The 13,933-nt window shown below is 54.9% G+C and carries 11 protein-coding genes; 5 read left to right on the top strand and 6 right to left on the bottom strand.

The window, feature by feature from the left end; genetic code table 11:
• Positions 1-15 precede the first annotated feature (15 nt).
• Both guaB and OU789_RS06135 read right to left on the bottom strand, forming a co-directional pair.
• The gene (gene guaB, locus OU789_RS06140) at positions 16-1,470 is read right to left on the bottom strand and encodes an IMP dehydrogenase (RefSeq protein ID WP_263953327.1); all 1,455 of its coding nucleotides are present in this window, start codon (positions 1,468-1,470) and stop codon (positions 16-18) included.
• A 147-nt stretch (positions 1,471-1,617) separates the two neighbouring features.
• Entirely contained in the window at positions 1,618-2,409 is a 792-nt protein-coding gene (locus OU789_RS06135; protein ID WP_274654167.1) for an HpcH/HpaI aldolase family protein, read from the bottom strand.
• 181 nt (positions 2,410-2,590) lie between these two features.
• Here OU789_RS06135 and OU789_RS06130 point away from each other — a divergent pair, with 181 nt between their 5' ends.
• The 5 genes from OU789_RS06130 to OU789_RS06110 all read left to right on the top strand — a co-directional run bounded on the left by OU789_RS06130 (position 2,591) and on the right by OU789_RS06110 (position 8,994).
• Positions 2,591-4,363 carry a sensor histidine kinase gene (locus tag OU789_RS06130; RefSeq protein ID WP_274654165.1) on the top strand — a complete coding sequence of 591 codons (1,773 nt, stop codon included), beginning with the start codon at positions 2,591-2,593 and terminating at the stop codon, positions 4,361-4,363.
• A gap of 1 nt (position 4,364) precedes the next feature.
• Positions 4,365-5,717: a sigma-54-dependent transcriptional regulator gene (locus tag OU789_RS06125; RefSeq protein ID WP_274654163.1), complete on the top strand. Its 1,353-nt coding sequence runs from the start codon at positions 4,365-4,367 to the stop codon at positions 5,715-5,717.
• A 139-nt stretch (positions 5,718-5,856) separates the two neighbouring features.
• A complete protein-coding gene (locus tag OU789_RS06120; protein ID WP_274654161.1) occupies positions 5,857-6,858 on the top strand; it encodes a C4-dicarboxylate TRAP transporter substrate-binding protein in 1,002 nt (333 codons plus the stop codon).
• Between the two features lie 70 nt (positions 6,859-6,928).
• On the top strand, positions 6,929-7,594 hold the full coding sequence (locus OU789_RS06115; RefSeq protein WP_263953332.1) for a TRAP transporter small permease subunit: 666 nt from the start codon (positions 6,929-6,931) through the stop codon (positions 7,592-7,594).
• Complete coding sequence (locus OU789_RS06110) at positions 7,594-8,994, top strand: TRAP transporter large permease (RefSeq protein WP_263953333.1); 1,401 nt, start codon at positions 7,594-7,596, stop codon at positions 8,992-8,994. Before OU789_RS06115 ends, OU789_RS06110 begins: the two co-directional genes overlap by 1 nt.
• A 35-nt stretch (positions 8,995-9,029) precedes the next feature.
• On the opposite strand, the gene OU789_RS06105 is transcribed toward OU789_RS06110, so the two are convergent.
• The 4 genes from OU789_RS06105 to OU789_RS06090 are packed head-to-tail and all read right to left on the bottom strand — an operon-like array spanning position 9,030 to position 13,890.
• Entirely contained in the window at positions 9,030-10,115 is a 1,086-nt protein-coding gene (locus tag OU789_RS06105) for an ABC transporter ATP-binding protein (RefSeq protein ID WP_274654158.1), read from the bottom strand.
• Positions 10,116-10,124: 9 nt separating this feature from the next.
• Entirely contained in the window at positions 10,125-11,756 is a 1,632-nt protein-coding gene (locus OU789_RS06100; RefSeq protein WP_446719166.1) for an alpha-amylase family glycosyl hydrolase, read from the bottom strand.
• Positions 11,757-11,767: 11 nt separating this feature from the next.
• A complete protein-coding gene (locus tag OU789_RS06095) occupies positions 11,768-12,898 on the bottom strand; it encodes an ABC transporter permease subunit (RefSeq protein ID WP_274654154.1) in 1,131 nt (376 codons plus the stop codon).
• Positions 12,898-13,890: a carbohydrate ABC transporter permease gene (locus tag OU789_RS06090; RefSeq protein ID WP_263953337.1), complete on the bottom strand. Its 993-nt coding sequence runs from the start codon at positions 13,888-13,890 to the stop codon at positions 12,898-12,900. Before OU789_RS06090 ends, OU789_RS06095 begins: the two co-directional genes overlap by 1 nt.
• Positions 13,891-13,933: the final 43 nt, after the last annotated feature.

Genomic DNA, 13,933 nt, shown 5'->3' with positions numbered 1-13,933 from the left:
GGCCCCTCTGTCGTATTACCCGATGCGGTAATTCGGGCTTTCGCGCGTGATTTGTACGTCATGCACGTGGCTCTCTTTGAGGCCCGCACCCGTGATCTTAACGAAATTGCAATTTTTGCGCATTTCTTCGACCGTAGCATTGCCCGTGTAGCCCATGGCCGCACGCAAACCGCCGACCAACTGGTGCACTACGGTGCCAGCAGAACCTTTGTAAGGCACCTGTCCTTCGATACCTTCGGGAACAAGTTTGTCGCTTGCGGCGTCCTTCTGAAAATACCGATCCGCGGAACCGCGCGCCATTGCGCCAAGGCTGCCCATGCCACGATAGCTTTTGAAGCTACGTCCTTGATATAGAATAACTTCTCCGGGGGATTCATCGGTGCCGGCAATCATACTGCCAACCATAGCGCAGGAAGCTCCGGCGGCAATTGCCTTTGCGAAATCGCCGGAGAACTTAATCCCGCCATCCGCAATAATCGGAACACCACTATCGGCAGCAGCAGCGGCGCAATCCATTACGGCTGTCAGCTGCGGAACACCAACACCGGCGACCATGCGTGTTGTACAAATCGACCCAGGGCCGATGCCGACCTTAACCGCGTCTGCACCTGCATCGATCAAAGCGCGCGTGGCCTCGCCAGTGGCAACATTGCCTACCACGATCTGAACATCTCCAGCGATATCCTTTGCGCGCCGCGCCGCTGTGGCGACCCCTTCGGAATGGCCATGCGCCGTGTCGATCACCACCATGTCAACGCCAGCGTCGATCAACGCTTGTGTCCGTTCAAAACCAGCATCCCCAACTGTGCTCGCCGCCGCAACGCGAAGGCGACCGAGGTGATCTTTGGTTGCATCGGGGTTCAATACCGCCTGCTCACTGTCTTTAAGCGTCAGCAAGCCTGTAAGTTTGCCTTCGTCATTAGTGACAAGCAGTTTCTCGATCCGTCGTGCCTGCATCAGGTTGCGCGCCTCATCAAGGTCAGCGGGCTCCTTGAGGATTGCGAGGTTTTCGGACGTCATCATCACCGATACGGGCGTTTTGTCATCACTGGCAAAACGCATATCGCGGTTGGTGACGATGCCAACCACACGGCCAGCCTCATCCACAACAGGGAAACCCGAGACCCGATACCGCTCCATCAACTCCTTGGCATCCGCGAGCGTCTGGTTTGGGGTGAGTGTGATCGGGTTATAGACAATGCCGCTCTCGAAACGCTTTACGCGCCGCACTTCGCGGGACTGCTCTTCAACTGAAAGGTTGCGGTGAATAACCCCCATGCCGCCGGCCTGTGCCATGGCAATCGCCATTCTCGCTTCTGTGACCGTGTCCATTGCCGAGCTCAACAACGGGATGTTGAGACGGATAGATTTCGTCACATAAGTGGATGTATTGGCCGTTGACGGCAACACCGATGAGGCGGCCGGAACAAGTAGGACATCGTCGAAGGTAAGTGCCTCGCGAATTTCCATGGGGGTTCTCCTTGGATGCTTCGTTTGACGAGGCCGTATTGCACGGATTCGCGCCTTTAGAAAGCCCTTATTTCACCAATGGCCGTGAAAGCACGCGCGATAGACGAATTCGCCCCTTTAAACAGCGGCGCTTATTCTGTCGGGGCCCTAATCCGCGAACTTTTGTTTTGCCTCTTCCAGTCGCGAAGCAAAGGCCTCTCGGATCATCAAAACATCGCTGCCAATACAGATGAACTTCGCTTCAAGCGACGCATAACTCAGTGCATGCTCAACTGACGCCGCGAAAACGCCAATGGGTTTCTGCGCGGCGCGGACCTTTTCTGCAGCGGCATTCAGCGCGTCTAGCAATTCAGGATGCGTGGTGTCCGCACCATTCGGCCCCATGAGGCCCATATCCGTCGCCAAATCGGCCACGCCGAAAAAAACGGCATCCACGCCATCGACGGCGAGGATATCATCAAGATTGTTTAGGCCACGGCGGGTTTCGATCTGTACCATCAGAGCGACCTCGTCGTTTGCGTTCGACATGTAATCCGGTGTTTCGCCATAGCCACCAGCGCGCGCAACAAAGGCCCCGACCCCGCGGTTTCCGCGCGGCGCATAGCGCATGGCGCGCGCGATCTTCTCCGCCTGCTCTGCGGTTTCAACCATAGGCACCAACACGGTTTGAACACCAAGGTCCAATACCTGCTTCACCATCCAATCTCGATCCGCCACCAGCCGCACAGCCACATGGGTCTCACCAACAACGAAGGCGCGCAACTGATCACGCAGGCTGCGTAGGTCATTAGGCGCGTGCTCCATATCGACGACAACCCAATCCAACCCTACGCGCGCGATGATTTCAGCAACCGTCGCGCTCGTAGAGCCAACCCATACGCCAAATTGCTGGTCTCCTGAACGCAGGTTTCGCAACAAAGCATTTTCTGGGGCTGGCATATCTATTCCTCTGACTTGGCAATCGTTTTCGCGCGGCGATTTTCGCACAACACCGTTTCACAGCACACTAAACAGGGCAAGCACGCATTATTGCGCATCCACGCCTGCCCCGTTACCCTGTGCGAAATGCCGAGCGCTCAAACAGCGTGAATGGCAAGCAAGGGAAGCGAACCATAGAGTGATGCGTCAGAACAAACGGCTTTGGGTCACGGGCGCTTGCCTTATTGCTGCTATGGCGGCGGTGTTTTTCTTTGCTTCCGTCCTTTTTGAGCAAAGCGAGCGACAGAAAGCAGAAGCGCGGCTCTCGCTCTATCATACGACCCTCACAGATACGCTTCATCGGTATCGGCACCTTCCCGATGTGCTGGCAAAAACCCAAATGATCCGCAGCGGTGCCCTTGGCATCGGTTTGGAGCGTATCAATCAACGCTTGGCCGACATAACCGCCCAAACCGATCTTGAAGCAATTTACCTCATGGATGACACAGGCATGACGATTGCCGCATCCAACTATGCCAATGACGTCAGTTTCATTGGCCAAAACTACGGGTTCCGTCCCTATTTCCAAGATGCGCTCGATGGCAAACAGACGGGGTTCTTTGCGATCGGTGTTACCACCAATAGGCCGGGATACTTCCTTGCCGCACCTGTCTATGATCACCGGCAGCAGGTATCGGGTGTAATTGCCATAAAGGTCGATTTGACGGCGCTGACACGTGTCTGGCGTGATGCGGGCGAGTTGCTGTTTGTGACCAACCCAGACCAAATCACCGTTCTCTCTTCGGTACCAGATTGGGAATATCAAAGCCTGACGGATATCTCGCCCGAAACCCGCGCCGAGATTGATGCAGGTAGACAATTCGCCAACGAACCGCTTCATGCTTTGTCATGGAGAAAATCCAACGACGATAGCGCACGCCTTGATGGTCGGAGCTATGTGCACCTCACCCGCGATCTAGGAGAGCCGCCGTGGGTTCTGCACTTCCTCGTGCCCAAATCACAAGTCTGGCTGAACGCTGCTGCAACTCTTGGGGCCGCTGGAATCGTTGGGTTGCTGCTGATCGCGCTCGGGCTGTTTTTGAGGGCGCGTCGGATAAAATCGGCGCTGACCATTTCACAAGCCGAACGGCGCAAACTGCGCGCCGCAAACGCTGCGCTCAACCGCCAGATCGAAGAACGCCGTGCCGCCGAACGCCGCGCAGAAAAAGCACAGGCTGAACTTCAGCAAGCGAACAAACTTGCCGCCTTGGGCCAGCTTTCTGCGTCCGTGACCCATGAACTCGGGCAGCCGATCAGCGCCATGAAAAACTTCCTGACCGCCGCGGAATTTGGCGCGACCGAAGGCGAGACGACCTTGATCAACCAAATCTCCCGCCTTGTTCGTCGAATGGAGAGCATCACCCGCGAATTGCGGTTCTTTGCACGCCCCTCACCCAGCAAGCTCGAAGCGGTTTCTGCCTCTGATCTCTGGGCTGGAACTCATGAGTTGCTCGAAGCAGACATCAAGAGCGCCGATGTTGCTTTGACGGTCTCGCTGCCAGAAGAGCCAGCCTATGTGCGCGGCAACCGCCATAGGTTGGAACAAGTGCTTGTGAACCTCGTCAAAAACGCGCTGCTTGCGGTGCTTGAAAGTGGTGATAAACAGATCGATGTGGCCTTCGCTAAAAATGAAAGCTGGTTAAACATCACCGTCTCTGATCATGGCCCCGGTCTTGGTGGGCGCACGATATCGGACCTGCGGGAACCGTTTCACACGACCCGCGCAAGCGGAGAGGGTATGGGGCTTGGACTTGCAATCTCAGCCGCAATTATTTCGGAGCATCAGGGAAAGTTCTTAGCAAAAGACGGTGAGAACGGCGCAATATTCACCGTGAGCTTACCGTTAGCCGAAGCGCCAAGTTCTACTGATGCCCCCTCTGAGCCAAACGCCGAAACCACCCTTGGAACACAGTGATATGCAACCTCCGAAAGACACAGCAGCCGTGCAATATTCGGTGGCCATTATCGACGACGACCGCGAGATGCGGGAAAGTCTGAGCCATCTTTTGGAGCGCGCGGGATGGGTAACGCAGAGCTTTTCCAAAGGCCGCGATGCGCTCAACCTAATCGGACGCCAGCCGCCTGATGTTATCCTGAGCGACGTGCGCATGCCGACCATGAGCGGGATCGAAATCTTGCACGAGGTCAGACAATTTGATGGCCCTCCTGTTGTGCTTATCTCGGCACATGGAGACATCCCGATGGCAGTTTCGGCGATGCAGGATGGCGCCTATACCTTCCTTGAGAAACCTTTTGACCCCCGCCGCCTTCTGACCGCCCTCACCCACGCCGCCGAGCAAAACCGACTGGCCGCACGCGCTGCACGATTGGGCGAGCGGTTGCGAAATCTTTCGGGGCTGGATCGCATCCTGCTTGGTCAGACGCCCCAAATTCAAACTCTCCGCGAAGAGCTTCTGGATTTGGCCGACATCGACGCGCCGATCCTGCTACAGGGCGAAACAGGCACGGGCAAAGACCTTGTGGCGCGTGCGCTGCATGACCTTTCCCACCGTGCAGACGGGCCGTTTGTGGCCCTGTCTTGCGCGACCTTGCCGAATGATCACTTTGAGGCAACCCTATTTGGAACCAGCGAAGAACCTGGTGTTCTTGAGAAAACCAGCGGGGGCAGTCTGTTTCTTGACGAGATGGCAAGCTGCCCCCCTGAAGCGCAAGCCAAACTTCTCCGCGTTCTTGAAACCAAGGAGTATATGCGCCTCGGAAGCACTGAAGTTCTCCATGCCGATGTGCGGCTGATCTCCGCAAGCAACAGCGACCTTGAACAAGCCGTCGCCGAAGGTGCTTTCCGTCGCGACCTGCTGTATCGCATCAACACTTTGGTCGTCGACCTTCCTCCGCTTCGTCATCGCAAAGACGACCTTGCATTGTTGTTCCGCCATTTCACCGGAGAATGCGCGCGCACCTATGACATGCAAGCCCCAGATCCAAGTCAGGACGATCTAACACATCTCTTGGCCCACGATTGGCCAGGGAACGTGCGCGAGCTGCGCCAAGTTGCGGAACGTTGGGTGCTGTCTTCGCGCCGCGGCATTCCAAGCGTCGCGTCGGCCTTGCGCCTTGATGACCCAGACCAGCAGACGCCAAAATCACTGCGGGCTGCTGTTGCTGCACTTGAACGGCAAATTATTTCCCAAGCACTGGTGGCCCACGAAGGGCGGATGGACGAAACAGCCGAGCATCTGGGAATTGGACGCCGTACACTCAATGAAAAGATCGTAAAACTCGGGCTCGACAAAGACGCTCTGCTCTGAAAATTGCGGCTATTTCACCCCTGCGGATTTCCGCAGGGCAGCACCTCATACCCATGCAAATAAATTCATTGGGCGGAATTCAGAATTCATTTACCTTCTCGACATTCGTCAAACATGACGCAGTTTCAGGGAGGAATTCATGACTATTCTCACTAAATCGGCCATTGCCGCCGTAACGCTTGCCTTTGCCACAGAAGCCGTTGCAACCGAGTGGAGCGTATCGCTCTGGGGTAAGCGCCGCGCCTTCACAGAGCATGTTGAAAAGCTCGCTGAGCTTGTTAGCGAAAAGACCAACGGAGAATTCACGCTGAATATTTCCTACGGTGGTCTATCAAAGAACACAGAGAACCTTGACGGTATCTCGATCGGTGCGTTTGAAATGGCACAGTTCTGTGCGGGCTATCACCGTGACAAGAACCCGTCGATCACTGTACTGGAACTGCCATTCCTCGGCGTGCAGTCGCTCGAGCAAGAACGCGCCTTGAGCCAAGCGCTCTATCAACACCCCGCAGTAGTCGAAGATCTGGCCCGTTGGAACGCCACGCTCCTGATGCCGTCGCCACTACCGCAGTATAACCTTGTTGGCGTGGGGGATGCGCCTAAAACACTCGCTGACTTCGAAGGCATGACCGTACGCGCAACTGGCGGGATCGGCGATGCGATGGCTGGTGTTGGTGCGGTTCCGACCTCGATGTCTGCGACCGAAGTGCGTCAAGCACTCGATAGCGGCGTGATGAAAGCTGTCTCTTTTGCCCCGCATGCGCATATGTCCTTCGGTACAATCGAAACGGGCAACTGGTGGACAACCAACCTCAACCCCGGCACCGTGAACTGCCCCGTTGTGGTGAACACCGATGCGCTTGAAATGCTGTCCGACAGCGAACGCGAAGCACTCCTGAGCTCTGTCGACGAAGCGCTCGATTACTACATCGACTTCTACAACGAAAAGACAATGGCCGCTTGGGGTCCTGCGCTCGACGAAAAGGGCATTGAGCGCGTGACATATTCTGACGAGGAAATTGCCGCGTTCAAAGAAAAGGTTGCTGGCCCAACTGCTGCAAAGTGGGTTGAAGACAACACAGCCAAAGGCCTTCCGGCCCAAGACCTGCTTGATTTCGTTCAAGGCGAATTGGCGAAGTAAGCCACCTTAAATCATAACCGCCGCGTCTTTCATTGGCGCGGCGGTTTTCTCTTCTCGCACCGGAGGCATTATGGCGGGATCATCCACAGTCTTGTCTGACGACACGCTGCTAAGCCGCATCGACAGACGTTTGTATTCACTCGAACAAGTCCTATCTCTCGTCAGCGGCCTTGCGGTTTTCTCGCTGATGATCCTTGCGGTCATATCGGTTTCGGGGCGCAATTTCTTTAACGTCCCCCTGCCCGGCTATGTGGATTGGATCGAACAAGCCATGCCGCTAATCGCTTTTATGGGTGTCGCTTATACACAACGTGATGGCGGCCATATCCGTATGGACATCCTCGTCGGACGCCTGAAGGGCCGTGCGCTCTGGGCAGCGGAATTCATCACCACATTGGCAATGATCGTGCTGATTGCCCTGTTGATTTGGGGCACATTCTCGCATTTCCAGCGCGCCTTTGATTTTAACGCGCCGCTCTGGAGCCGCGATAGCTCAATGGATATCGCGCTGCCGCTTTGGCCCGCAAAACTTCTGGCGCCTGTTGCATTCTCTGTGTTGCTGCTGCGTCTGTGCCTACAGCTTTGGGGCTATGGCCGCGCATTTCTAAGCGGTGCGGAGTCGCCCGTTGCTGTCCCCCTTATCCAATCAGCCGCCGAACAGGCCCAAGCCGAGGCGGAGCACGTCTCTGGAAGCCCCGTTGACGCACCAGAAGACACCCAAAAGGAGACACACTAATGGAACCCATTGATATCGGGATTGCCGTCTCTGCGGGCATGCTGGTGCTTGTTTTGCTTGGGATGCGCGTTGCATTTGCCGCCGGTCTTGCCGGACTTGTGGGGCTTATCTGGATTTTCTGGGCAAAGGCTGGATATGACCCAAGCCGTTTTGGCAAGGCGCTGACCATTGCGGTCAAAACTGCGGGCCAAGTTCCTCACTCCAAGGTGAGCTCTCAGGCGCTATCGCTTATCCCGACCTTCATCCTAATTGGCTACCTCGCCTATTACGCAGGGCTAACCCGCGCATTATTTGATGCGGCCAAGAAATGGGTTGGCTGGCTTCCGGGCGGGCTTGCAGTTTCAACCGTATTCGCGACAGCTGGCTTTGCTGCGGTGTCTGGCGCATCGGTTGCCACATCGGCTGTGTTTGCGCGGATCGCGATCCCCGAGATGCTCAAAATCGGCTACGACAAGAAATTCGCCGCTGGTGTTGTTGCCGCAGGTGGCACGCTGGCGTCGCTTATTCCGCCTTCAGCCATTTTGGTGATCTATGCGATTATCGTAGAGCAGGACGTGGGCAAGCTTCTTTTGGCTGGCTTTGTTCCAGGTGCCGTATCGGCTTTGATCTATGGCGGGTTGATTGTTGGTATGGCGCTTGTCATCCCCAACTTTGGCCCACCCGTACGCGGCTTCACTTGGGGCGAGCGGCTTAAGGCGTTGCCACCTGCTTTGCCAATTGTCTTTGTGGTGTTGATTATCATCCTCTTTATCTACAACCCCTTTGGCGGTGACGCATGGGGCACGCCCACAGAGGGTGGTGCGCTTGGGGCCTTCGTTGTGTTCCTCATGGCGTTGTACAAAGGGATGCGGTGGGCACAACTCAAAGACGCGCTTTTGGAAACAGCCAAGCTTGCGGTGATGATCTTCACAATCATCTGGGGCGTGCTGATCTATGTACGGTTCCTTGGCTTCGCGGATCTTCCGGGCGCCTTCTCGGACTGGATCACCAGCCTTGACCAATCGCCAATGCTGACGCTTGTACTAATCCTGCTGGCCTATGCCGTGCTCGGAATGTTCATGGATGCGATTGGTATGCTGCTTCTGACGCTACCCGTGGTTTATCCGGCGGTCATGGCGCTCAATGGCGGCGAGATGGTATCGGCGGCGGACTCTGCCTTCGGCATGTCCGGCCCGATGTGCGCGATCTGGTTTGGTATCCTTGTGGTGAAAATGGCGGAGTTCTGTTTGATCACGCCCCCCATCGGCCTCAACTGCTTTGTGGTGGCTGGCGTGCGCGATGACCTGACAGTGCAGGACGTGTTCAAGGGTGTAACACCGTTCTTCATTGCCGATGCGGTGACAATCGCGACACTCGTAGCCTTCCCGAGCATTGTCCTCTGGCTACCCTCACTGGTCTAAGAAAATTGCGGAGCCTTCGGGCTCCGCATCGTCGCTTAGCGATAGAGAAGCGATTGCCCATCGGCAAAAATATGCACTTTTTCTGCTGGCGCCGTAAGCGAGACTGTTTCGCCCTTTGCCGTCGCGTGAATGCCCGGAAGCTTTGCGATAACCGCCTCCGACCGCGTGCCTTTCTCAAAGTATAGCAGCGTCACTTCGCCCAAAGCCTCGGTAATTTCGACCTTCGCCTGATAGAGCGGCGTTCCATCTGTCACAACCAAATCCTCGGGTCGCACACCAATGTTCACGTGTGCACCAAGGTCCGATGCAACGGTTGGTACTTTGGAGCGCGCAACCCCGCCCCCTTCAAGCGCAACAACGGTTTCCGCACCCGTTTCAATGATTTCACCCGCAATCAGGTTCATCGCAGGAGAGCCGATAAACTGCGCCACAAATTCGTTCTCTGGCTTTTCATAAAGCTCGAGCGGCGTTCCGACCTGTGCAATCCCTTTGTTGGCCAGAACCACAATCCTCGAAGCAAGCGTCATGGCCTCAACCTGATCATGGGTCACATAAACCATCGTGCTTTCGGGCATGGCTTCCTTGAGCTGCGCAATCTCGATCCGCGTGGCCACGCGCAAGGCGGCATCAAGGTTCGAGAGTGGCTCGTCAAACAGGTAGATTTTTGGATCACGAACAATCGCGCGCCCGATAGCCACCCTCTGTCGCTGACCACCAGAAAGCGCCTTGGGCAAACGATCAAGATACTCGGTCAGTTGTAGCTTCGCTGCGGCGTCATTGACCGCTTTCTCGATCTCGGCCTTGGGCATTTTCGCAATGTTGAGCGCAAAGGCCATGTTATCGCGCACGGTCATATGCGGATACAGCGCGTAGGATTGAAAAACCATCGCGATCCCACGCTGCGCGGGCGGCACATCATTCATCTTCACGTCATCAATCGCCAATGTACCGTCGGTGATGCGTTCCAACCCTGCGATCATCCGCAACAAAGTGGACTTCCCGCAACCAGACGGACCAACGAACACAACCAACTCGCCCTCGTTGATTTCGAGATTAATATCCTTGAGGACAGTGACATCGCCATAAGCTTTGGCCACATTTGTAAGTTTTAGATTTGCCATCTGCCGCTCCTAACCCTTTGATTTTTCTTTTGTTACACGACGCAATATCGCTCCTTGCCACGGAGCAAGCTCATTGCCCTGTGCAAGGCCAAGCGCGTTGCCGAGCGGCTCCCAACCGGTCACGTCCATCGGAACAACGGCCGCCTCGTCGGAAAGGTTGAACACGCAGAGAAGATGCGCGTCATCTGATTTCCGCTCAAAACTCAGCACATTTCCGGTTGCGCGAAGATTGGCGTGATCACCAGTTGCCAAAACCGGATGCGCCTTACGGAATGCCAATGCAGCGCGGTAGAAAGCCAGCAATGACTCTTCAGCAGCTTCCTGATCCTCAACCGACTGGCGGAGATGTTCTGGCGCCACGGGAAGCCATGGCTTTCCTTGCGAGAACCCAGCGTTCTGGTTCGTTCTCTCCCAAACCATCGGAGTGCGACATCCATCGCGCCCTTTGAACTCCGGCCAAAACTCGATGCCATAAGGATCTTGCAGATCGTCAAAGGCCACATCAGCTTCCTGTAACCCCAATTCTTCGCCCTGATACAGGCACACAGACCCACGCAGCGACAGGAGCAATATCGCAAACAGGCGCTGCGCCTCTGGCGAAAGGTTCCAACGTGTCGCGTGGCGCACAACATCATGGTTCGAGAAGGCCCAACACGGCCATCCATCGCTTGCAACCGCATCAACCTGCGTCAAAACTTCGACGACCCGCGCTGCGGTCAACGGTGCATTGGCAAGGAATTCGAAGGCATAGCACATTTGGACGAGGTCATCCCCGCGGGTGTACTGCCCCATGATCTCCAATCCGCGCTGAGCGTCGCCAACCTCTCCAACCGCTGCTGCACCATACTCATTCATTACAGACCTGAACTTTCTAAGAAATTCAATGTTTTCGGGCTGGTTCTTTGAGTAGATATGCTCTTGGTGATTGTAAGGATTGACCGAAGGCGCAATGGTATCATTTCGCTTCTCTGGTGGCAGCGCAGGATTGTCGCGCAACTCTTTGTCTGCAAAATAGAAATTGATGGTATCAAGCCGGAACCCATCCACCCCGCGCTTCAACCAAAAGCGCGCCACGTCCAACAGCGCTTCTTGTACCTCTGGCTCATGGAAATTGAGGTCTGGCTGGGTGCTTAAGAAGTTATGTAGGTAATACTGGCATCTCCGTGAATCCCATGTCCAAGCAGGCCCACCAAATATAGAGAGCCAGTTGTTCGGCGGCGTACCATCCGGCTTTGGATCGGCCCATACAAACCAGTTTGATTTCGCATTATCAGTAGATTGACGGCTTTCCTTAAACCAATCGTGCTGATCTGATGTATGCGACAAAACAAGATCAATCATCACCCGAAGCCCGAGCCCGTGTGCTTTGGCAACGAGTGCATCGAAATCTGCCAACGTTCCAAACATCGGATCGACATCGCGGTAATCGCTGACATCATAGCCGAAGTCCTTCATCGGTGATTTGAAAAACGGCGAAATCCAAATCGCATCTGCACCGAGTTTCGCAACATAATCAAGCCGTTGAATGATGCCCTTAAGATCGCCGATCCCATCCCCAGAGCTATCCTGGAAACTGCGCGGATAGATTTGATAGATCACCGCACCGCGCCACCAATCCGGATTCATTGGCAGAGAATTCATAGTTGCCATCTCTAGCCCCCTTTAACCGAGCCGGACAACAATCCGCGCACGAGATACTTCTGTAAGCCGAAAAATACGAGAAGCGGCACCGCGATCGACACAAAGGCGCTGGCCGCAAGAATTTCCCAATCTCCGCCACGACTGCCAAGCAATTCACGCAGGCGCCCTGTCATAACAAGCTGGTCCTCGTTGTTACCAAGGAACACAGTCGCGACTAGCAGGTCATTCCATACCCAAAGGAACTGGAAAATTGCAAAGCTTGCGAGTGCGGGAAATGACAGCGGCAGCACAATTTTGCGGAAAATCTCAAAATCGGTCGCGCCGTCGACGCGTGCACTCTCTATGATTTCGCGCGGCAAACCAGCGATGTAGTTGCGCAAGAGATAAATCGCCAAGGGCAACCCGAACCCTGTATGCGCAAGCCAAATCCCGAGGTAGTCTTTGCCAATACCTATTTCGTTATGCAGTCGAAGCAACGGTATAAGCGCCATCTGCAACGGCACAACCAAGAGGCCAACAACCGTTGCGATCAGCAACGCACGACCGGGAAACTCCATCCACGCCAATGCATAGGCCGCAAAGGCCGCCACGAGTATCGGGATGATCGTTGCCGGAATGGTTACCGTGAAAGTATTGATGAAACTTTTGCCAATACCCTCCGAAAACAACACGTTACGGTAGTTATCTAAGGTGAATTTCGGCGCTTCCATAGAGGTTACAAATATGCGCGTTCCACGGCTACCTTCCGGCTGCTCGGCAGAGACAATTCGATACGCCCCGTCTTGTTGAACGGTAATAAATGCGCCTCGCCGCTCAGCGGTATCACCCGGAGCAAATTCGGTCGGACGATTGGCGTTTATTCCGAAGGCCGTGATTTCGGCAGGACCGTCAAAGAGGTTGCCTTCAATCACCCATCCATCAGGTGTTTCAATCGCTTCTGACGGGCTTGCTCCGCGCAGTGTTAGGTTTCGTTCGCTCGATGACAGCGCTGTCCACCAACCAGAAGTCGAGATCTGATCGCGGTCACGGAACGAACTGACCAACAACCCGAATGTCGGAATTGTCCAAAGCAAAACAAGTACTAAGACGGCGATGTTAACAGCCCATGTGAGCCGCGATTTGACGCCAGCAATGTTATCCATCACACCATCTCCCGTCGTGCGTTGCGAATATTCCAGACCATGATTGGTGTGACGAGCAGCATGATAACCAGCGCAACAGTTGACGCGCGCCCGATATCAAGGCCACGGAACATCCAGTCAAACATGAGGTTCGCCAAAACCTGACTGCCCCATTGCCCGTTGGTCATGGCCAAAACGATGTCAAACACCTTGAGAACAAGGATGGTGATCGTGGTCCAAACCACGGCAATTGTGCCCCAAATCTGTGGAACTTTGATTTTCCAGAAGATTTGAAATGGGTTGGCACCGTCGAGAATAGCGGCCTCGATCGTTTCCTCAGAAATACCACGCAGCGCGGCAGAGAGGATTACCATAGCAAAGCCTGTTTGAATCCAGATGAGGATGGCCATCAGGAAGAATGAGTTCCAGAATGGCACGGTAATCCATGCCTGAGGGGCACCGCCGAAATAGGTGACGATTGCGTTCAATAGCCCAATCTGGGCCTCTCCCTCGGCGCGATAATCATAGACGAATTTCCAAATCACCGAGGCCCCGACAAATGAGATCGCCATCGGCATAAATATCAATGATTTCGCGAAGTTACCCCACTTAATTCGATCAGTAAGTGCGGCTGCGATCAATCCGAAAAACGTGGAGCCCGCAGGAACAACAATGAGCCACAACATATTGTTTTTCATGGATTCTGCAAATTTTTCATCAGAGAGAAGCCATGCGTAATTGCCACCCCCGATAAATTCGTCTCCGTCAGAGCCGTGAAACGACAACCAAACCGAAATAACGACGGGGTAAAGCAGGTACATCGTCAGCAAGAACAATGCGGGGAACATGAAGAGCCAAGGCCGGATACGAGCGGCGCGGTTGATGTTACGCCCCGCGTTTGGGCCTTTTGCCGGATAGATCCGGTCGAGGATCATATTCGATAGGAAAAAGTAGAGAACGCAACCAAACACCCCGATAACGACGGTGAAAAGCGCCCAGAATAGCTGTTCCATAACGGCCCCGCTGAGAAAAAGACAGAAAAGGGCCCTGCATTGC

The organism is Halocynthiibacter sp. C4, from assembly GCF_028823805.1.
GTDB lineage: Bacteria > Pseudomonadota > Alphaproteobacteria > Rhodobacterales > Rhodobacteraceae > Falsihalocynthiibacter > Falsihalocynthiibacter halioticoli.
Note: the sequence above shows the minus strand (reverse complement) of the source record. Positions and strands in the feature narration are given on the sequence as shown.